Source organism: Hydrosulfovibrio ferrireducens, from assembly GCF_046883345.1.
GTDB classification, from domain to species: domain Bacteria; phylum Desulfobacterota; class Desulfobulbia; order Desulfobulbales; family Desulfurivibrionaceae; genus Thiovibrio; species Thiovibrio ferrireducens.
Window position 1 is genome coordinate 20,354 of the sequence record NZ_JALKCW010000015.1, and the last position, 22,124, is coordinate 42,477.

Below are 22,124 nucleotides of genomic sequence, written 5' to 3' on the forward strand. Positions count from 1 at the left end.
CCTTTAACCTTTAACCTATTTTCTGGAGGAACAGACAGATGGCTTTAACAGGTATTCAAATCCTCAAGATGCTTCCCAAGAAGAACTGCGGGGAGTGCGGCATCCCGACCTGTCTTGCTTTTGCCATGAAGGTGGCGGCCGGGCAGACGGAAATCGGCGAATGCCCGTATGTGAGCGATGAGGTCAAGGAGCAGATCGGCGAAGCATCCGCCCCTCCGATCCGGACTGTTAAAATCGGCGCAGGCGACAGCGCCTATGCCACCGGCGGCGAGACCTGCCTGTTCCGCCATGAAAAACGTTTCGAGAACCCCACCGGTATCGCGGTGCTGGTCACCACCGAGATGAACGAGGCCGATGTCGATGGCCGCATCGCTCGGTTCAAGAACCTCCGCTACGAGCGGGTAGGGGTTCTGCTCAAGGCCGACCTCATTGCCATCAAGGACACCAAGGGCGACAGTGCTGCCTTTACCGCCCTGACCAAGAAGGTGCTGGACACCGCCCTTGATGCCGGGATCATCCTGATGAGCGACAAGGGTGACAATCTCAAGGCTGCCGCTGCGGCCTGCGGGGAGCGCAAGCCTCTGCTCTACGCAGCCACCGCCGACAATGCCGAGGCCATGGCCGCTGTGGCCAAGGAGACCGGGTGCCCGCTGGTTGCCAAGGGCACAAACCTCGACGACACCGTGGCTGTTTCCGAAAAACTGCTGGCCGCGGGCCTCAAGGATCTCATGCTCGACTCCGGCGCCCGCACGATCCGCGCCGCCTTGGAAGACAGCGTGGTGGGGCGGCGTTCCGCCATCCGTGCCAAATTCAAGCCCCTGGGTTTCCCCACCATCACCTTCCCCTGCGAGATCTCCGCGGATCCGTTGATGGAGGCCATGGTCGCCTCGGTGCTCATCGCCAAATACGCCGGTATCGTGGTGCTTTCCGACCTGCAGGGCGATATCCTTTTTCCGCTCCTGCTGGAGAGGCTGAACATCTTCACCGATCCGCAGCGGCCCATGGTGGTGCAGGAAGATGTGTACAACATCAACGGCCCCACCGAGGATTCGCCGGTGCTGATCACCTGCAACTTCTCGCTCACCTACTTCATCGTTTCCGGCGAGATCGAGGGGAGCAAGGTGCCTTCCTGGCTGCTGATCAAGGACACGGAAGGGCTTTCGGTCCTCACCGCCTGGGCGGCCGGCAAGTTCGGCGCGGATATGATCGCGGCCTTCATGAAGAAATCCGGGATCGAGTCCAAGGTCAAGCATCGGGAGCTCATTATCCCCGGCTACCTTGCCTCCATGAAGGGCGAGCTTGAGGAAGAGCTGGCCGGTTGGACCATTACCATCGGCCCCCGTGAAGCCGGGCATCTGCCCGCCTTCCTCAAGGAATGGAAACCCGCGGCTTAAAAAATAGGCGCAAGGGGCAAGATTAAAGGACCAAGGATAAAATCTTGTGTCCGGCGCCTTAGCCTTTGGCCTTGAACCTTTAGCCTTGAACCTATCTTCTATGAATATCACAATCAACGGGTATGAAATTGTTGCCGAGGAAGGGATTTCCATCCTGGAAGCGGCAAAACGGGCGGATATCCATATCCCGACCCTCTGCCACGTGAACAAGGCGACCTCGGACATTCCGTGCGGGATCTGCGTGGTCAGCGTGGAAGGGGTGGAGGAGCCGGTGCGGTCCTGTGTAACACCGGTAAGCGAAGGGATGCGGATCACCACCGATTCCAAAGAGCTGCAGGCCAAGCGCAACGAGCGCATGACCCTCCTGATGGAGACCCATTTCGGCGACTGCAAGGCGCCCTGCAACCTCACCTGTCCCGGGCAAATCAACGTGCAGGGCTATATCGCCCATGTGGCTAAGGGCCAGTACGAAGAGGCCCTGCGTTTGGTCATGGAGCGCAACCCCTTTCCCTTTTCCGTGGGCAGGGTGTGCCCCAGGTTCTGCGAAACCCGCTGCCGCCGGATTCTCGTGGATGAGCCGGTGTCCATCAACCATCTCAAGCGTTTTGTCGCCGACTGGTGCATGGCGCATAAGATCGACCTGCGCATCCCCCGCGACCCTGCTACCGGCAAGAAGATCGCCGTTATCGGCGGCGGGCCTTCCGGCCTGACCGGTGCGTATTATCTGGCGCGCAAGGGCCACGATGTCACGGTGTTCGAATCCGCCCCCAAGCTCGGCGGCATGCTGCGCTACGGCATCCCCGACTACAAGATTCCCCAGGATGTGCTGGATTACGAGATCAGCACCATTCTGCGCATGGGGATCAATGTTCGCCTGAGCCAGAAATGGGGCGAAGATTTCACCCTGCAATCTCTCAAGGACCAAGGCTACGAGGCCATTCTCATCGCCACCGGCACCCCGGTGGACGAGCGTCTCGATGTTCCGGGCTGCGCCCTGCCCAAGGTGATCCCGGCCACGAAATTCCTGCGGGATATGTCCGAGGGTAAGGGAACCAACTATGGCCGCTCCGCCGTGGTGTTCGGCGGCAACAACGTGGCCATGGAGGTTGCCCGCTCTTTGCTGCGCAAGGAAGTCGGTCAGGTCACCATCATCTATCCCCGGGCCCAGACCGAGATGCCGGCCAACCAGCGCAATATCCGGGTGGCGGAAAAAGAGGGCGTGCAGTTTCTGCTCATGGCCGCGCCGGTGAATTTCAGCGATACCGACAACGGCATCAGCGTGCAGTTGATCCGGACCAAGCTCGGTGAGCCCGACGATAAAGGCATCCGCTACCCAGAGGCGATCCCCAATTCCACGGTGAATATCAAGGCCGACACCGTTATTGTCGCCCAGGGCTTGAGCGCCTGCCACGAGAGATTCGACGGCGGCGAACTGGAAGCCTCTCTGGAACTGACCCCGAAATACAACGTCAAGGCTAATCCCCGAACCTCGCTGACCAACCATCCCGGCATCTACGCGGCCGGCGATGTGACCAGCGGCCCGCGTTCGGTGATTCAGGCCGTGGTCGCGGCCCGGCGGGCAGCGGAGAACATCCACGCCCAGGTCATGGGCATCACCAAGACCGTGGCCGAGAGCCGCTTCAACTTCAGCCGGGGCAAGGGCTTCGACGATGTGGACCTCCGCAATTTCGAGGGGATCAACATCAAGCTGCGCGAGAAGATGCCCACCCGGCCGCCTCAGATCGCTACCCAGGATTTCAGCGAGATCAAACTCGGCTTTTCCGAACAGATGGCGATCACCGAGGCCAAGCGCTGCCTCTCCTGTGGCTGCCGCGCCTATGACCGTTGCGACCTGAAAAAACTGGCCACGGATTTTGGCCTTGATCCGACCCGGACCGGGATGGCGGTAAAACCGATCTACACGGAAAAAATCAGCCATCCCATGATTCTGGTGGACTTGAACAAGTGCATCTACTGCAAGCGCTGCCAGAACAGTTGCGAATACAATGCCCTGGAAATCAGTGCCGACGATGTCGATGACAAGGGACGGCCGGTTGGTTTGCGGTTCAGGTTCAAGGAGAACTGCGTCAACTGCGGCGCCTGCGTGGATAACTGCTCCACCGGCGCCCTGAACAAGAAAGACTCTCTGGTGCCGGTGATCAACGAAGAGATCCGCGAGGTTCGCTCCACCTGTCCTTACTGCGGGGCAGGCTGCCAGATCATCCTCAAGGTCAAGGGCAATACCCTGATGGAAGTCACCGCGGATCCTGACCTGGCGCCCAATTACGGGGCGCTCTGCGTCAAGGGCAGGTTCGCGCATAATTTTGTGCAGCACAAGGAGCGGCTGACCAAACCCCTGGTGCGCCGGGGCTCCCAACTGGTGGAGACGAGCTGGGAAGATGCCCTGAATATGGTGGCCAAGCGTTTCTTCGACCTCAAGGCCATGTACGGGCCGGATTCCATTTCCGGTTTCAGTTGCGCCCGGGCCAGCAACGAAGAAAACTATCTCATGCAAAAATTCATGCGGACAGCGATCGGAACGAATAATATCGATCACTGCGCCCGACTCTGACACGCTCCCACGGTGGCCAGTTTGGCCCTCACCTTCGGCAGCGGCGCAATGACCAACTCCATTGCGGATACAAAGAAAACCGATCTCTTCTTCATGGTCGGCAGCAACCCGGACACCAGCCATCCCACCATCGGGTTGCGCATCCATCAGGCCGTGGACCGCGGCGCTAAACTGGTGGTGGTGGATCCCCGCCGCACCAAGCTGGCCGAGCGGGCCGATCTCTGGCTGCGCATCGTACCTGGCACCGATGTCGCCTTTTTAAACGGGATGATGCAGGTCATTCTCGAGGAAAAGCTTTGGGACAAGAAATTTGTCGAGGAGCGCACCGAGGATTTTGACGAGCTTGTCCGGCTGGTCAAGAAATATACGCCGGAGATGGTGGAAAAGATCACCGGCATCAAGGAAGAGCAACTGCGTCAGGTCGCCCGGATGTATGCGGCCGAAGGCAGACACGCAACCTTCTGGGGCATGGGAATCACCCACTATGTCACCGGCACGGACCGGGTAAAGTCCATCGCCAATCTCGCCATGCTCTGCGGCAAGATCGGCAAGGAAGGCACCGGCTGCAATCCCCTCCGGGGCCAGAATAACGTGCAGGGCGCCTGCGACATGGGGGCGTTGTTCAATACCCTGCCTGGCTACGGCGGCCTGGAAAACGGCGACCTCTTTGACAGTTACGAAAAGCTCTGGGGCATCAAGCTGCCCAGGCGTCCGGGAAAACCCGCCACCGAGGTGTGGGAGAATGTCTTTAAGGGCGATATCCGCGGCCTCTATATCTTTGGCGAGGATCCGGCGGTGGCCGACGCCAATATCGCCCATGTCCAGGCAGCCCTGGAAAAGGTCGATTTCCTGGTGGTTCAGGACATCTTCCTGACCGACACCGCGAAGATGGCGGATGTGGTGTTGCCTGCGGCCTGCTACGCGGAAAAGGACGGCACCTTCACCTGCACGGAACGCAGGGTGCAACGAATTCGCAAGGCGGTTGAGCCGCCGGGCGAGGCCAAGCCGGACTGGCAGATCATCTCCATGCTTTCCCAGCGGATGGGCTATCCCATGCACTATAATTCCGCTTCCGATATCTTTGACGAGATCTGTCAGCTCTTGCCCCAGTACAAGGGGCTGTCCTACGCGCGGCTGGAAAAGGTCGGGTTGCAGTGGCCGGTGCCGGATCAGCATCATCCCGGCACCACGGTGCTCCACACCGAAAAGTTCACCCGCGGCAAGGGGTTGTTTATCCCCGAGGATTACATTCCCCCGGTGGAGCTGCCCGACGAGGAATATCCGCTGCTGTTCACCACCGGCCGCGATATTGCCCGCTACAACTTCAGCAGCATGACCGGCAAGACCACGGAGATCGACGAGGTCAGCCCGGAGTGCTTTGCCGAGGTGCATCCCGCGGATGCCGAGCGTCTGGGGCTCAAGGAGAAAAACTGGGTGCGGCTCACCTCGCGGCGCGGTTCCGTGGTGTTGCGGGCCATCATCACCGACCGGACCCAGGAGGGCACCATCTTCACCACCTACAACCATTTGCAGGCGCTGGTGAATATGCTGACCTTGGACGCCCTGGATCGTCTTTCCAGGACCCCGGAATACAAACTGTGCGCCATCAAGGTTGCAGTGTTGGGCGATGAATTGCCGGACTGATCTGTATTGGAGTGCGGTTTGGGCTCCTAAGCCGTCAGTTGAAAATAATTGTACTATTGGAAATGCCATGACCGGCATAAGGATCCGTAACGAAATGGTCTAGAAGCTAGGCCATTTCGAAACGGCTCCTAAATTTTTTAATTTGAGTGGAGTTACACGATGGGACAAGCAAAAGATAAAGCTGAGTTGAGCAGCTTGTCTGCTCAACCGAAACTTATGCCTTCTGGGGCTAAAAAATCAGGAACGGTCATGGTCGTCGGCGGCGGTATCGCCGGGGTTCAGGCGGCCCTTGATTTGACCGAGCTTGGCTACTATGTCTATCTGGTAGAAAAGTCCGCGGCCATTGGCGGCGCCATGGCGCAGTTGGATAAAACCTTTCCAACCAACGACTGTTCGCTCTGAATACTCGCACCTAAGCTGGTAGAGGCCGGTCGGTCTCCCAATATCGAAATTCTGAGCAATGCCGATTTCCTTTCCCTTAACGGAAAGCCGGGCAATTTTACCGCCAAGCTGCGGATGCGTCCGCGCTATATCGACGCGGACAAGTGCACGGCCTGCGGCCTGTGTACCAAGTACTGCCCCAGGCATCTGGTGGATCAGTACAACGAGGGCTTGGCCGTAACGCGGCCCATCCACATCGACTATGCCCAGGCCGTGCCCGCCACCTATTTCATCGATCCGGAGGCGTGCCTGTATCTCAAGCACGGCACCTGCCAGATCTGCGTCTGCACCTGCCAGAGCAAGGCCATTGACTTCAGCCAGAAGGCAGAGGAAAAGGAGATCCAGATCGGGGCGGTGATCATGGCCCCGGGCTTTGGCCGCATTCCCGATGCAACCCTGGCCAAGTACAGCTACGGCCAGCATCCGGATGTCATGACCAGCCTGGAGTTCGAGCGCCTGCTCTGCGCCTCCGGCCCCTTTGAGGGCGAGGTCAAGTGCCTCTCCGACCGCAGGCATCCCAAGAAAATCGCCTTTATCCAGTGCGTGGGTTCCCGGGACCTCGGCTGCAACAACGGCTACTGTTCCTCGGTCTGCTGCATGTATGCGATCAAGGAGGCCATGGTTGCCAAGGAGCATGACCCCGAGGTGGAAATCACCATCTACTACATGGACATGCGGACCCAGGGCAAGGGCTTTGACGCCGCCCAGAAGAAGGCGGAGTCCATGGGGATCAGGTTTGTCCGCGCCCGGGTGGCGGATGTGATGCCGTGGGAGAAGAATCTCAAGCTGACCTATTCCACCCTGGACGGGACGCACAGCTTCGAGCCCTTTGATATCGTGGTGCTCTCCGTGGGCCTCGACGCCCCGGCCGACGCCAAGAACCTTGGCGAGATCGCCGGTTTTGCCCTGAATAACTACGATTTCTGCAAGACCGAGACCTTTGCCCCCTTGCTCACCACCAGGCCCGGGGTCATGGTGGCCGGCGCCTTCCAGGGGCCCAAGGACATCCCGGAAAGTGTCACCCAGTCCAGCGCGGCCGCCGGGTTGGTGGCCGGGTTGATTGCCAAGGATCGCGGCAAGGCCTTGGTGCACAAGACCTATCCGAAAGAACAGAAGACCGGCAAGGATGAAGAGGTCCGTATCGGCGTCTTTGTCTGCCATTGCGGGATCAACATCGGCAGCGTCGTCGACGTGCCTGCGGTTGAGCAGTACACCGAAGGCATGGAAGGCGTGGTCTACCATGCCCAGAGCCTGTACAGTTGTTCGCAGGACGCCCAGGAGGTGCTCAAGGCAAAGATCAAGGAGCACAACCTCAACCGGGTGGTCATTGCCGCCTGTTCGCCAAGAACCCATGAGCCGCTCTTCCAGGAAACCCTGAAGGACGCGGGTCTCAACCGCTGTCTCTTCGAGATGGTCAATATCCGCGACCACTGCTCCTGGGTTCATGCCAACGAGCCTGCGGCCGCGACGCAAAAGTCCAAGGATCTGGTGCGCATGGGCATTGCCAAGGCCCGCCACATCCAGCCCCTGCCCGAGCAGACCGTGCCGGTTACCCCCAAGGCCCTGGTTTTGGGGGGCGGGGTGGCAGGATTGACCGCGGCCCTGACCTTAGCTGAGCAGGGCTTTCAGACCACGGTGGTGGAAAAGGAAGCGACCCTGGGCGGTCATCTCCAGCATCTCTCCTTCACCCTGCAGGGCGACACGGTGTCCACGGTTTTGGGCAATCTGACCGACACGGTGAAAAAGAACAAGAAGATCGAGGTGCTGACCAATACCGAATTGACCCAGGTCAACGGCTTTGTCGGCAACTTCAGCTCGGTGCTCACCACGACCAAGGGCAAGAAGGCTACGGAAACCACCCTTGATCATGGGGTAATCATCATCGCCACCGGCGGTCGCGAGCATCGGCCCGAGTTGGTACTGGGCAACCCGGTGAAATACTCCGACGCCATCGTTACCCAGCGCGAGCTGGAGCAGCGGCTGTCCGGCAAGGGCAAGAACCTGGCGCCCAAGTCGGTGGTCATGGTGCAGTGCGCGGGTTCCCGGGGTGATGATCTCAACTATTGCAGCAAGGTATGCTGCAACCATGCGGTGAAAAACGCCCTCAAGATCAAATCTCTTGACCCGGCCTCACAGGTGGTGGTGCTCTACCGCGACATGCGCACCTACGGCTTTGCCGAAGACGCCTACCGCGAGGCCAGGGAAAAAGGGGTGGTCTTCATCCCCTACACCATGGACAACAAGCCCAAATTCAAGGCCAGCGGCAAGAAGACCAGCGTCACCTTTTACGATCCGATCCTGCGCGACGAGGTCACCATGACTCCGGAGGTGCTGACCCTAAGCGTCGGCATCGTGGCCGAAGGGACCGAGGAGATCAGCAAGCTCCTCAAGGTGCCGGTGAACGAAGACAAGTTCTTCCTCGAAGCCCATGTAAAGCTGCGGCCGGTGGAATTGCCGGTGAGCGGGGTCTATGTCTGCGGCCTGGCCCATTCGCCCAAGCCGGTTGAGGAGATCATCGTCCAGGCGCAGGCGGCGGCGGCCAAGGCTTCCATCCCGCTCTGCAAGGGCTTTGTTTCGGTGGAGCCCACCATTTCCTGCGTGGACAAGGAAGCGTGCATCGGCTGCGGCCTGTGCGAATCGCTCTGCCCGTATCAGTCCATTCGGATCATCAAGGACGAAAACGGCAAGCGCAAGGCCGAGACCATCACCGCCTCCTGCAAGGGTTGCGGCATCTGCGCCTCGCATTGCCCGGTATTCGCCATCTCCATGGGCGGCTTCACCGACGAACAGATCAACGCGCAAATCACCGCCTTTGGTGCACAATAGAGGAGCAGTTATGAGTCAGAACGATTTCAACCCGAAGATCCTGGGGTTTCTCTGCAACTGGTGCTGCTATGCCGCAGCGGACAGTGCCGGGGTTTCCCGTTACCAGTATCCGCCGAACCTGCGGACCATCCGGGTGATGTGCACCGGACGTCTCGATCCGGCCTTTGTCCTGCGCGGTTTTGCCGAAGGCGCCGACGCCATCTTCTCGGGTGGCTGACAACTCGGTGAATGCCATTACCAGGTTGGTAATTACGACGCGATGGGTGTGAGTGCAGTGGTGAAAAAGGTTCTGGCCGAGGTCGGGATCAAGCCGGAGCGGTTTGGTCTGCAGTGGGCCTCAGCGGCGGAGGCGCCGCGCTTTGTCAAACTGATCACCGATTTTACCATGAAGACCAAGGCGCTCGGCCCCATAGGCCAGGCCGAAGGCTTGAGCCCCGAGGAGTTGAAGGTCCGGATCAACAAGGCCCTTGCCTTGGTCAGCGACCGCAAGCTGCGGATCGCCCTGGGCAACGCCACCAAGACCATCCGGAAAGAATCGATCTTTACCCAGGAAGGGATCACCGCCGTGATCGAAGACAAGCTGGGCAAGACCATCACCGCCGGGTTGGAAGGCGGTGGCCCGGAGGCTGCCGTAGCGAAGAAATAAACGGTGCACGCATTCTAGAAGAAGATGAGCCAACGGGAGGTGCGAACATCTGTTCGCCCCTCCCGTTTTTTAATAGTAGTAGAGCTTTTGCCAAGACTCCCGTATAGTCCATCCGTCGGATTACCGTCGCCTGACATATCAGGAATTTCCTGATATGTCATACAATTCCCTCCTTGAAACATTCACCCTCCATCGCAGGATTGTCTCAAATTTAAATTATTTCAGTATGATGGGAGTTAATCTCCTAGCACAACATTCCTGGCACAGATTCTGCTTTTCATTACAACAGCACACACTAAGCCGAAGGCCAAGCAGCCGGATCTTAACCGTGGTTGAGGCGCAGGCCTGCTTTCCCACTCTGGGGAGTTCGATCGACATCACCACCAAATGGGCATCATCAATGCCGGCTTGGTGGTCTCTGGGTATGCGGCAAAAACGCATTCCGCGTGCGAAATCGGCAACAGCACAGCTTTCCGGTATTATTTCTCAACCCAGTACGTTGGACAATCTTCCGGGACAGTCCGCACAATTTCTTGCTGAGCCTCCGGTCATAGCGAAATACTTCACTATGACCGGATTCTTGGACTACGTTGCGTAAAGGATACATAGTGGGCGTCGGCATTCTAATTGGTTATTTCGCAAAACATGATGATGCGCGCAAGGCCCTTGGGGAACTGGCGAGGCGGAACTTCCACCGCACCGCCTTGGTGCACAAGAGGACGAACGGAGAAGTTCACATAAGGGATACCTTTCTCTGGCGTCGTACCTACGGCGTGGCCCTGGCTGCCATTTTTTCCGGCGGGATCGCCGGAGTTGCTTTTTTCGTTCTGGCAGGGTTGGGCTTGCTTCCGCGCGGAGCCCTTTTTACGCTGACTCTGTTCATGGCAACGGCCACAATCGGCGCCATGGCAGCGCTATTATGGCTACGACGCTCCAGGTATGGGGTCGAGTCAGGGATCATACGTGACCACGCCCGTTGGCTTGTCTCCGGGGAATCGGTGCTGATTCTCCAAGCGCCTGTCGAATCTTTACAGCGCCCGGTGGTACTGCTGAGGGAAATCGGCGATATCCCTCCGACGCTGTTCGTCATGCATCGCAAGTGCGAGCGGCGGGCTGAAGCGCGGAGCATCAAGGTAAAGCTTTCCCCTGCCCAGGTTTTGGAGCATGCGCAACGCCATGCCAGGGAGCAGCAGGTGGACCTGAAGCCGCATCGCAGTTTTGAGCTGCTCAAGCGTCTCAAGCATTCCCGTCAATGGGTTCGGCAGGTCTGTACGGACCTTGCCGCGGCGAGCCGCTTGGAACAAAAAGCCACGCCGGCGGCCGATTGGATTCTTGATAACGAGTACATTCTGGAAGGAAATACCCGCGATGTATTACGGAACCTTCCCCGGCGTTTTTACCAGCAATTGCCCACCCTGGCCTCTGACCCTTTTCGCGGTTTGCCGTGCGTCTATGGTATGGCCAAGAACCTTGTTGCTCACACGGAGCTGCGTCTTGACCGGGAGAATATCCTGGCGTTTATCGAGGCCCACCAATCCGTGCGCACGCTGACCATTGGCGAGCTCTGGGCGACCCCGCAAATGCTGCGCATCGCGCTGATTGAGAGCATCCAGAACCTGGCCGTCACCGCCCTGACCAATCTGCGTGAGCGGCAGTTGGCGGACTTTTGGGCGAATCGATTGTTCGCCGCCAATCGCCGCGATGCCAGCCACCTCTTTGCAATTCTTGAGGAACTTGCTGCCTCGGAGGTGGTTCCCAGCCCGTATTTCGCGACGCAGTTGGTGGGGTTGCTGTACGACGAGGCTGCTGCCTTGGCGCCGGTCAAAAACTGGCTTGAGCGTACGCTGAAAACCTCGCTGCACGACCTCAATCTGCGTGAGCAGAACCGGCAGACCAGGGAGCAGTTGGCCAGCGGCAATGCCTTCACCAGTTTGCGCCAGCTTGCCCTGCTTGATTGGCGGGAGATCTTCGAGCAGCTCAGCCGGGTGGAGCAGGTGTTGCGCCGCGATCCGTCCGGAATCTATCTTGCAATGGATTTCGCAACCCGCGACCGTTGCCGCCGGGCGATCGAAGACCTTGCCCGCGCTGCCGGCCAGACTGAACAACAGGTTGCCGAGCGTGTCATCACGCTGGCAACCCAGGCAGGGCATGAAGCAACAGACGATGCACAACGCGGCTGCGTCACCACCTGGCTAATCGGCAAGGGGCGGGCTGAACTGGCCCAGTTGTTGGGTTGCCGTGAAAAGTTCCATTACCGCATGTTGGAATGGATCTATTGCCATCACCCCGCTCTTTACGCCTTCGGCATCGGCGGCTTCTCCGCGCTGTTTGTTTTTCTGATCGTTGTTTTTGGCTTGCTCCCCGGCTTCGGCCAGACTGGGCCATCGCTGCCCATCCGGGTTGGGCTGGTCCTGCTCCTGCTGATTCCGGTCAGCCAGTTGGCCATCGAGGTGGTCAATTACCTGATCACGCGATTTTTGCCGCCCCGGCCTTTGCCCAAGATGGATTTTGAGAAGTCTGGAATTCCGGATGCCTACCGCACCTTGGTGGTCGTGCCGATGATGCTGGTGAATGCGGAGACGATCCAAGACGAAGTGGAAAAGCTGGAGATTCGCTACCTGGCCAACAAGGAAGCAAATCTCTTCTTCAGCCTGTTCTCGGACTACACCGATTCCGCCACGTTTTCCCGTGAAGAGGACAACGGGCTGCTCGAAATCGCGCGAGCATGCCTGACAGAGCTCAATACACGCCATGGCGGCGAGCGTTTTTTCCTCTTCCATCGGGAACGCACCTGGAGCGAATCCGAGCAGAAATTCATCGGCTGGGAGCGCAAACGGGGCAAGCTTGAGGAACTGAATTGCCTGATCGACGGGACGCGGCCGGAAAATGCGCCTGCTTTGGTATATGTGGGCGACCCGGAGCAATTGGCGGATATCCGCTTCATCATTACCCTGGACAGCGACACCCAGTTGCCGCACGCCTCGGCCCGCAGACTGGTCGAGACCCTGGCGCACCCCCTCAATCAGCCCCGCTTCGATGCCGCAGGCAGGATCATGGACGGCTATACCATCATCCAGCCGCGGGTGAGCCCGACCTTACCGAGCACGAGCGCCTCGGTCTTCAGCCGGCTTTTCAGCGATGCAGTGGGGATCGACCCCTATACCCAGGCGATTTCCGATGTCTATCAGGACTTAAGCGGGGAAGGATCGTATCACGGCAAGGGGATCTACGATGTCCGCGCCTTCAGCCGGGTACTCTCCGGCCGCTTCCCTGAAGAGTGGGTGCTGAGCCATGACCTGCTCGAAGGGGCGTATGTCCGCGTTGGTCTGGCCAGCGATATTGAGCTTTTTGATGATTTTCCGCAAGGGTATCAGAGCTACAGCAGTCGGGCCCATCGCTGGATTCGTGGGGATTGGCAGATAGCGGGGTGGATTTTTTCGCATGTTCCCCAGGCTTCGGGCGGACAGGGACCGAACCCGCTTTCCCCCTTGAACCGTTGGAAGATCCTCGACAATTTGCGCCGGAGCCTCCTGCCGATCACGAGCCTGCTCCTGTTGACCGCCTCCTGGTGTATCTCCCCGAAGATCGGTGGAATCGCCACGCTGGTGGTCGGCATGCAACTGCTCTTTCACCCCTTGGCGCAGCCCTTCACCATGGCTACCACCCACAAGGGATTGATGTACTTCTCCCCGACCAAACTCTTGCACGACCTGCTGCGGGCCGTTATCGATGGGGCGCTGTTGCCGCACCAGGCAGCGGTGGCCCTGGATGCCATCGTCAAGGTCTGCTACCGCCGCCTGATCTCGCAACGCAACTTATTGGAGTGGACTGCCCAATCAACCCATTGGCGCGCCTCCCGTCACCAACCGCTCTTTCTCGCGCACCTGGCTCTGGGGAGCCTCTTCAGTATGATCGTGGGTGCGGCGATCTGGCTTGTCATGCCGGCCAGCCTGCCTGTTGCCGCGCCCTGGCTCGTGTTGTGGTTTTTCTCCCCGTTGTTCGGCTGGCTTCTCAATCTGCGCCCCATCGAACAGCGCCGGGAAAAACCGTTACCCGAGACGGACCGCCGTTTCCTCCGGCAGGTTGCCCGGCGGACTTGGCGCTATTTCTCATCCTATGTCAACGCCGAAACTTCCTGGTTGCCCCCGGATAACTACCAGGTTGCCCATCAGAACAGTCTGGCCATGCGAACCAGCCCGACCAACATCGGCCTCTGGCTGACCAGTGCTTTGGGAGCCCATGATTCCGGCTATTTGACCATGAACCAGGTCGTGGAAAAGCTTGCCAATACCATGGCAACCATTGGCCGTCTGGAGCGCCACCAAGGGCATCTTCTGAATTGGTACGATATCCAGACCCTGGTGCCGCTCGAACCCCGCTACGTCTCCACGGTGGACAGCGGCAATCTGTTGGGCGCCTTGTGGGCTTTGGGGCAGGGGCTTGACGAGTTGGTGCATGGTCCGCTTTTGGCTGGCAAGGCGTTTGCCGGTCTGGCCGATACCGGGGAAATTCTGAAGCAGGACGCAGCCTTGGAAGAAGATGCCGGTTTGTATCGGCAGACACTCGACCAACTTCTGGCTGAATGGAATGCTCCGCCCTTTGGCATCGTGGATCTCCTCCGTCTGCAACGGCGGACAGAGGTCAATGTCAGGGCGATGATCGTTGCCTCGGGGGCGGCGCCATGGGGTGCGGAACTGGAACAACAGGCCACGGCCTGGGCGCAAAACAGCGACCGCTATCTCACCTGGATCGAGATTCTCGCGGAAAAAACCGCGGAGGAGCTGGCCCCGCTGGGTTCGGTGGCTCTGCTCGCCATCCGGCATGATCTTGTACAGGCGCCCTCGCTGCACGATATTGCCCATGACCGGATCGGCTCGATCACGATTCTTCGCGTGATCCGCGAGGAATCTCTCCAGGCAAGCGCCCACCTCACCCCTTGGCTCGACCGGGTTATCAAGGCATTCGCTACCTCGCAGTGGCTGGCCGGGGAAACCCTGGGAATGGCGACCCGGCTCGGTGAGGATGTTCGTGCCTTGTCCGCGGCGCTGGACATGCGATTTCTCTATGACAGGGAAAGCAAGCTGTTTGCCATCGGATTTAATGTTTCCACCGACGTTTTGGACGTTTCCCGTTACGATCTTCTGGCCAGCGAGGCGCGGTTCGGGAGTTTCGTTGCCATTGCCCGGGGCGATATTCCCCTGGAACATTGGTTTTCCATGAGCCGACTGTATGGGGCCATTGGTCGGCAGCGGGTGCTGCTCAGTTGGACCGGAACCATGTTCGAATACCTGATGCCGCTCTTGTTCCAGTACACCTACGGCAACTCGCTTTTGGACAAGGCCGCCCGGGAAGCGGTGCAGGTCCAGATCACCTATGGCCGCAAGCGGCGCGTGCCTTGGGGTATTTCCGAATCCGCCTTCGGCAATATGGACCTCAACAAAACCTATCAGTACAAGGCGTTCGGCGTTCCGCTGCTCGGCTTGAAACGCGGCCTGGAGGAAGAGCTGGTCATCGCTCCCTATGCCACCTTGCTGGCCCTGAGTCTTGCGCCCATTGAAACCGTGCGGAATCTAAAGCAACTGGCCGGGTTGGGGCTGCTTGGTGATTATGGATATTACGAGGCCATGGATTTCAGCCGGCAAAAGCAGCGGGTGGGCAAGCGCGGGGTGATAATCAAGGCGTATATGGCCCATCATCAGGGCATGGCGTTTCTGGCCTTGACCAACTTTCTGCATGGCAACCCGTTCCCGCGCCGTTTTCACAGCGATCCACGGGTCCGTGCCTTTGAGGCGCTCCTTCAGGAACGCATCCCGACCCTGCCTACGCTGCACCTGACCTCGACGCGGGAGAATGAGCCCACCTTGCTGGGCGTAGACCAGATTGCTCCGGCGGAAAGCATCTATACCACGCCCCATACCGCCATTCCCCACAGCCTGCTGCTCAGCAACGGCCGCTATGGCGTGATGGTCACCAACAGCGGAGGCGGCTACAGTCAGTGGAGCGGCCAGGAACTCACCCGCTGGCGGTCGGATCGGACCTGTGATGCAATGGGAACCTTTTGTTTCCTGCATGAGCCCGATTCGGATCGGGTCTGGTCCAGCACCTATCACCCTGCCGATGGGAAGCTGGAAGGGTATTCGGTCAATTTTGCTCCCGACCGTGCCGTGTTCCGGCGTGACGATAACGGGCTGCATACCGAAACAGAGGTGATCGTCTCGCCGGAAGATGACGTGGAGATTCGCAGGATTACCCTGATTAACAGGACAACCCGCGTCCGCATTCTTAACCTTACCAGCTATGTTGAGCTCTCCATGGCCCCCCACCGGGCGGATCGCCAGCACCCTGCCTTTAACAAGCTGTTCATCCAGACCGAAGCGCTCCCCGAGCAACACGTTCTCCTTGCCTGCCGGCGGTCACGCAGCGAGAACGAACTGCCTCTGTTTGTGGCGCATCGTTTGACCTATGAGCCGGCAGGGGTTGACAGCCCGCTTGAAAAAGATTGGCAGTTTGAAACCGACCGGAAACGGTTCATCGGGCGTGGCCATCCCCTGGCCAAACCCATGGGGGCCACGCAAGAGCTTGGCAACAGCCAGGGATTTGTCCTTGACCCGAGCTTGAGCCTGCGGCGGAGCATCACCTTGCAGCCGGGCCAGCACACCCAGGTTTCTCTGGTGCTCGCCGCCGGTTCAAGCCGTGAAAAAGTTTTGCTGTTGATGGATAAATACTCTGAGCCTCAGGAGATCAACCGGGCCATGGATTTTGCCTGGGTCTCGACCCAGCAGCAGTTGCAGATGCTGCACATTCAACCGGATGAAGCGCGCCGCTTCCAGCAACTGGCAAGTCACCTGCTGTTTCCCAACCCTCTCTTGCGTGCGGCCGAAGAGCAACTCGCCGAGAATCGCAAGGGGCAAGCCGGATTGTGGCCCTACGGCATCTCGGGCGACCTGCCCATAGCCCTGGTTACTATTGGGGAGGCGCGGGATATCAATCTGGCCCGGCAGATGCTCCAGGCCTACACCTATTGGCGGATGCACGGCCTGTCCACCGATCTGGTGATCCTTAACGAGGAACCCGGCAGTTATGAGCGTCCGCTTCAGGAACGCTTGGAACGGTTGATTCAGGCCCATTCCCTGATGAACGGGACGGACCAGCCGGGCGCGATCTTCCTGCGCAATGCGGCGCTTATTCCCGAGGAAGATCTCAAGCTCCTCAAGTGCGTGGCCAGCGTCATGCTGGTGGCGGCCCGCGGCACGCTTCCCCAGCAATTGGCAGTGTCGACTGAAGTTCCCGAACGGCTGGAAATGCTGGCCTGGAAGCGAGCGGTCCGGGAGCCCTCGGCGCCGCTGCCCTTCATGGAGCTGCATTATTTCAACAGCCTGGGGGGCTTTACCCCGGACGGCCGTGAATACGCGATCTATCTCGGCCCCAACACCAACACCCCGGCCCCGTGGGTGAACATTATCGCCAATCCAACCTTCGGGACCATGGTCAGCGAAACCGGCTCCGGCTTCACCTGGTGCGGCAACAGCCAGCGCAATCGTCTGACCGGCTGGTCCAACGACCCGGTGCTGGACCCACCCTCGGAGGCCATGTACATCCGCGACGAGGAAAGCGGCGTATTCTGGTCGCCCACCGCCGCGCCGATCCGGGAAGCAACCGCCTACCGGGCCCGGCATGGGGCGGGGTATACGGTTTTCGAACATAACAGCAACGGGATCGAGCAGGAGCTGACCGTCTTTGTCCCCGTGGACGAGAGCGGGGGAATGCCGATCAAATTGCAACGGTTGCGGCTCACCAATGCTTCCTCCAGAAGGCGCAGACTTTCGCTGACCTACTATGTGGAATTAACCCTGGGCGAGAACCGCGAAACCTCCCAGATGCATGTGATGACCAACTGGGATGACGAAGCCCAGGCCGTGCTGGCGCAAAATCGCTACCACCCAGAGTACCCGGAGCGGGTCGCCTTCGTGGCCGTAACTCCCCAGGCCGACTCCTACGGCGGCGACCGCACCGCTTTCATCGGCCGCAACCGCACCTTGGCCAATCCGGCAGCCATGGAACTGGCCACGCTCTCACAACGGACCGGCGCGGGGCTGGACCCCTGCGCGGTGCTCCGGGTTGGACTGGAATTGTCGCCGGGCGAGCAGCGTGAGATCACCTGCATGCTCGGCCAAGCCGAGTCCCTGAACCACGCCCGGCAATTGATACTCCGTTTTCAGGAGGAGAATGCCTTGGAGGAGGCGCTCGAACAAACCCAGTCTTGGTGGGATGAACTGCTCGGCACCGTTGAAGTGCATACCCCGGAATTGGCCGCTGATCTGCTGATCAACCGCTGGCTGCAGTATCAGTCTTTAAGCTGCCGTCTCTGGGCACGTTCCGCTTTTTACCAGTCCGGCGGCGCTTTTGGTTTTCGCGATCAGTTGCAGGATGTCATGGCCTTTCTCTACGTTAAGCCGGAGCTTGCCCGCGCCCAGATCCTGTTGGCCGCCAGCCGGCAGTTCAAGGAAGGGGATGTCCAGCATTGGTGGCATGAACCTGCCGGGGCCGGAATCCGCTCGCGCATTTCCGACGATCTGCTCTGGCTTCCGTATGTGGTGGCGCAGTATGTCCGGACCACCGGCGATGCGGATATCCTCAAGGAGGAGGTCTCCTTTCTCAATGCGCCCACGCTGACCGACGATCAGTACGAGGTATTCTCCACCCCGGAGGTCACCTTGGAGCGCGCCACCCTCTTCGAACACTGCCGCCGTGCGGTCAGCCGCGGCCTGACCATCGGACCCCACGGCCTTCCCCTGATGGGAACCGGGGATTGGAACGACGGCATGAACCTGGTGGGCGCCGGGGGCAAGGGGGAGAGCGTCTGGCTTGCCTGGTTCCTCTGCGAGCTGCTGCAGGGGATGGTCGAAATGTCCAACCTGCTGCAAAAACCGGAACTGGGACGAACCTACCAAAAAGAGAGGCAGGATCTGATCCAGAGGGTGGAGCAGGCCGGCTGGGACGGGGAGTGGTATCTGCGGGGAACTTTCGACAATGGTTCCCTTCTTGGCTCCGCGGAAAACACGGAGGCGAGGATCGATTCCCTGCCCCAATCGTGGGCCTGGCTTTCCGGCGCTGCGGAGCCTGCGCGGGCCGAACAGGGGCTGGAATCGGCCTGGCAGCATCTTGTCCGCCAGGATGAAGGACTGGTGCTGCTTTTTACACCCCCCTTTGACAGATCCGAACCCTCGCCCGGGTATATACAGAGCTACCCCCCCGGAGTGCGGGAAAATGGCGGGCAGTATACGCACGCCGCCCTCTGGATGGCCATGGCCATGGCCCGCAAAGGAGATGGCGAGCGGGCGGTGCGGATGCTGCGCATGCTCAATCCCATTGAGCACGCCCGCGATGCGGAATCGGTCTGGCATTACGGGGTTGAGCCTTACGTGGTGGCGGCCGACGTCTACCGGCTTCCGGGAAGGATAGGGCAGGGGGGCTGGTCCTGGTATACCGGGGCGGCGGCGTGGATGTACCGGGCCTGGGTGGAAGAGGTTTTGGGCTTACAGGTGCGGGGCAAAGAGATGCGGGTGAATCCGGTTATACCCGCGACGTGGCCGGGTTTCAGCCTCCGCTACCGGCATGGGGAGACGATCTACGACATCCAGGTGGAAAATCCGCTTGGCTGTGAGTGCGGTGTCGCCTGGATGGAGATGGACGGCCAGCGCGTGCCCGGTGGCGTGATTTCCCTTGAACGGGAGCTGGTGAAACATCGGGTTGTGGTCAGGATGGGGGATGGGCAAAAGCCGAATGAAAATGCACAAGCACATCCGTTTATGGTATAAGTAATTTCATTAAAGCCTTAACAATAGGAGATTGAACATGAAACGTTTTTTGCTCGCAATAGCGGTGGCCGCGGCCGCCGTTACCACCCCTGCATTGGCTGCCGACGTCGGCGTCTCGGTCAGCATTGGCCAACCCGGTTTCTATGGCCATATTGATATCGGCGACTACCCGCAGCCACGGGTACTCTACCGTCAGCCGATAATCGTTGAACGGGTCCAGGTTGTCCGGCCCCCGGTCTATCTGCGCGTCCCGCCGGGACATGCCAAAAATTGGAAAAAGCACTGCCGCGAATACAATGCCTGCGGCGAGCGCGTCTTTTTTGTGCAAGACGACTGGTACGAACGCGAATATGTTCCGCGGTATCAGGAAAAACACCGTGACCGCAAGGATGGCCATCGTGACAATGACAGGGATGATGACCATGGGAAGCAAAAGAAAAACGGCAAGGGGCATGGCAAGGGCAATGATCATGACCGTGGCCGCTAAGGCAGCAACCAAGAAGTAAACGCTGTAAACAGTACGGAAGAAGAGATGGTAACGGGAGGTGCGATAGTTGTTCGCACCTCCTTTTTTTATGATGGCGGGCGGAGAAAACCGGGAAGGAAGGACGGCTTGTGCTTGGTTTCCGGCAAGGGTGTCCCTTCCCGTTGTGCCAGTTCTGCCAAGGCTTTCTTTGTGAGGTGCGGTCTGACCATGTTTCTAAGCAGGTCAATGCCCCGTCGGAGCGTCTCGTCATTGACCTCTTCTCCTCCCACCTCCAGGTAGTTGAGCCAGAAAAGGGCCACCAGCCAGATCTCTTCGCTAAAGAGGGCCATCTCCTTTTCGGGCATGGGCTTTAAGGTTCCGCTGGCAACGGAACAGTCGTTGGATTGCCGGACAACGGTGAGCATGGTGCGGTGGGTGTGGAGAAAACGCTCCTTGAGGAGCGGATCGTTCATGATCAGCGCGGTCAGCTCACGCTTGAAAAATCGATAGCGCCAGTTGTACGCCTGGATCATGGCAAAGGTCTGTTCCATGGTTTCCAGGGTGCCGGGCTGAAAGGTGTCCAGGACCAGTTGGTACTGTTCCAGGCCGTAGGCGTCCATCTGCTCGAAGATGGCGCGGATGATGTCTTCCTTGTTGCGGAAATGATAGTAGAGATTGCCGGGGCTGATGCCGACGGCCGCGGCAATATGGTTGGTGGTCACCCCTTTGGTGCCCTGCTCATTAAAGAGCTGGATGGCTGTCTCGATGATTTTGTCACGGGTTTTCATGGTGTGGCATGGTACCAGAAAGCGTTCGTGATGGCCATTGTAAAGCCTCCTGCTTCAATAATCCAAATGGGCCAGGCGAATCTTTTTGAGAACGGTGCCGAACAACCGTATCCGCTGGAGCATGCCTTGCAAACCGAAGCGGGCCAGGGTGGGGATTATCCTGTAAAACGGCACTGCCTTGGCCCAGAGGTTGGCCATCTCCTGATGAAACTCCGCCAGGGGCAGGGTGGTTGGGAGAAGGGCATGGACCATGTCGTAGAGTTCCGGTTTGTGGCTGCTGATCTCTTCATAGCGTTCGGCATACAGTTTGGTGCCGGGAAGCGGGGTCATTACGGTGAAGGTGGCGTACTTGTGCTTCAGGCGTCGCACATAGGCCAGCAAATCGCGAAAATCCTCACGGCTGTAGTCCGGATTGACCATGTACGAGGCGTACATCATGATCCCCAGGCCGTCAAGGATTGTCACGGCCTGTTCTTGCTGCGCCGTGGTTATTCCTTTGTTCATGGTTTTGAGCCGTTGGTCGGAGAAATCCTCCATGCCCACGAATACCTGGGCCAGGCCGATTTTTTTCCACTTGGCAAACAACTCCGGGTACTTGATGATGGTATCCACCCGTCCGTAGAGAAAGTAGTTCTTTCGTATTCCCGCTTCGTCAATCAGGTCGGCCAGCCGGTCCATGCGTTTGGCATCGCACATGGATTCGTCATCGCAGAAAAAAACATTCGGCTCGGCAATGGTCTTGAGTTCAGCCACCACTGCCTCCGGGTCGCGGCGCAGGTATTTGCCGCCGGTGATGGACCAGAGGGCGCAGAAGTTGCACCGGGCCGTGCAGCCCAGCGAGGTGCGCACCGAGGCCAGGGGTTTGAACCATTCGCTGAAATAATGCTTCCGGTGGCGGGCGGTCAGCGTCCGGTCGGGAAAAGGGAGGTCGTTCAGATCCGTGTAGGGCCGCGGCGTGCTGAACACCATGCCTTCGGAACACGGAACCGCGATCCCTGCGATCTCCGCGAGGCGTGTTCCAGCCTGCAAGGCCGCAGCGATCTCGCGCAGGGTAAACACCCCTTCGCCGATGACCACAAGATCAATATTAGGTTCGTTGAAATCTTCCGGCTGCACTGTGGCATGATGCCCTCCCACCACAACGAAGAGTTCCGGGAAAATGGCCTTGAGGCGGGTCGCAATGTCCTTGATGATGTTGACGTGGCTGGTGAAACCGGTAAGGCCCACCATCTCCGGTTGAAACCTGCGGCAAGCCCCCTCGATATCCGGTTCCAGCCTGGCATCAAGAAGTTCCACCGTGTGATTGTCCAGCGTGAGGCCGGCTCCGAGATATTCCAAGGCCAACGGTTCAAACAAGAAAAACTGATCAATAAGAGGGTTGTGGCTGGGAGGCTGGATGAGCAGTACTTTCATGGGGGTTCTCCTGACGTTAGAGTATTTGTTCTATGTTAGAATAAATACTCTAATGCGGCAAGAGAAATATTGGGCACGCAAAAGCGGTTGGCGCATTCAGGATAATGGCGTACGTT

At 59.0% G+C, this 22,124-nt stretch carries 9 protein-coding genes; 7 read left to right on the forward strand and 2 right to left on the reverse strand.

Translation table 11 applies throughout. The features are described 5' to 3' along the window. The first annotated feature begins 38 nt into the window (after positions 1 to 38). The 7 genes from acsC (at position 39) to MWR57_RS07280 (ending at position 19,828) form a co-directional block, all read left to right on the forward strand. A complete protein-coding gene (gene acsC, locus MWR57_RS07250) occupies positions 39 to 1,394 on the forward strand; it encodes an acetyl-CoA decarbonylase/synthase complex subunit gamma (protein WP_423124134.1) in 1,356 nt (451 codons plus the stop codon). Positions 1,395 to 1,494: 100 nt separating this feature from the next. After that, entirely contained in the window at positions 1,495 to 5,610 is a 4,116-nt protein-coding gene (gene fdhF / locus MWR57_RS07255) for a formate dehydrogenase subunit alpha (RefSeq protein WP_423124135.1), read from the forward strand. A 216-nt stretch (positions 5,611 to 5,826) separates the two neighbouring features. Further along, complete coding sequence (locus MWR57_RS07260) at positions 5,827 to 8,877, forward strand: FAD-dependent oxidoreductase (RefSeq protein ID WP_423124136.1); 3,051 nt, start codon at positions 5,827 to 5,829, stop codon at positions 8,875 to 8,877. Positions 8,878 to 8,887: 10 nt separating this feature from the next. Beyond that, positions 8,888 to 9,523 (forward strand): hydrogenase iron-sulfur subunit, encoded by a 636-nt coding sequence (locus tag MWR57_RS14450; protein WP_479723953.1) that lies wholly within the window; start codon positions 8,888 to 8,890, stop codon positions 9,521 to 9,523. A 328-nt stretch (positions 9,524 to 9,851) separates the two neighbouring features. Continuing rightward, complete coding sequence (locus tag MWR57_RS07270; protein ID WP_423124137.1) at positions 9,852 to 10,121, forward strand: hypothetical protein; 270 nt, start codon at positions 9,852 to 9,854, stop codon at positions 10,119 to 10,121. A gap of 10 nt (positions 10,122 to 10,131) precedes the next feature. Then, entirely contained in the window at positions 10,132 to 19,341 is a 9,210-nt protein-coding gene (locus tag MWR57_RS07275) for a glycoside hydrolase family 94 protein (protein ID WP_423124138.1), read from the forward strand. Between the two features lie 37 nt (positions 19,342 to 19,378). Further along, complete coding sequence (locus tag MWR57_RS07280) at positions 19,379 to 19,828, forward strand: hypothetical protein (protein ID WP_423124139.1); 450 nt, start codon at positions 19,379 to 19,381, stop codon at positions 19,826 to 19,828. A gap of 86 nt (positions 19,829 to 19,914) precedes the next feature. Here MWR57_RS07280 and MWR57_RS07285 read toward each other — a convergent pair whose 3' ends face one another. Both MWR57_RS07285 and MWR57_RS07290 read right to left on the reverse strand, forming a co-directional pair. Then, on the reverse strand, positions 19,915 to 20,595 hold the full coding sequence (locus tag MWR57_RS07285; RefSeq protein WP_423124140.1) for a TetR/AcrR family transcriptional regulator: 681 nt from the start codon (positions 20,593 to 20,595) through the stop codon (positions 19,915 to 19,917). 54 nt (positions 20,596 to 20,649) lie between these two features. Then, positions 20,650 to 22,008: a B12-binding domain-containing radical SAM protein gene (locus MWR57_RS07290; RefSeq protein WP_423124141.1), complete on the reverse strand. Its 1,359-nt coding sequence runs from the start codon at positions 22,006 to 22,008 to the stop codon at positions 20,650 to 20,652. Between the last annotated feature and the right edge of the window lie 116 nt (positions 22,009 to 22,124).

What these genes read in the sequence shown, in the direction of transcription:
- acsC (WP_423124134.1), top strand. Translation starts at nt 39, where the DNA reads ATGGCTTTAACAGGTATTCAAATCCTCAAGATGCTTCCCAAGAAGAAC.
- MWR57_RS07280 (WP_423124139.1), top strand. Translation starts at nt 19,379, where the DNA reads ATGAAACGTTTTTTGCTCGCAATAGCGGTGGCCGCGGCCGCCGTTACC.
- MWR57_RS07285 (WP_423124140.1), bottom strand. Translation starts at nt 20,595, where the DNA reads ATGAAAACCCGTGACAAAATCATCGAGACAGCCATCCAGCTCTTTAAT.
- MWR57_RS07290 (WP_423124141.1), bottom strand. Translation starts at nt 22,008, where the DNA reads ATGAAAGTACTGCTCATCCAGCCTCCCAGCCACAACCCTCTTATTGAT.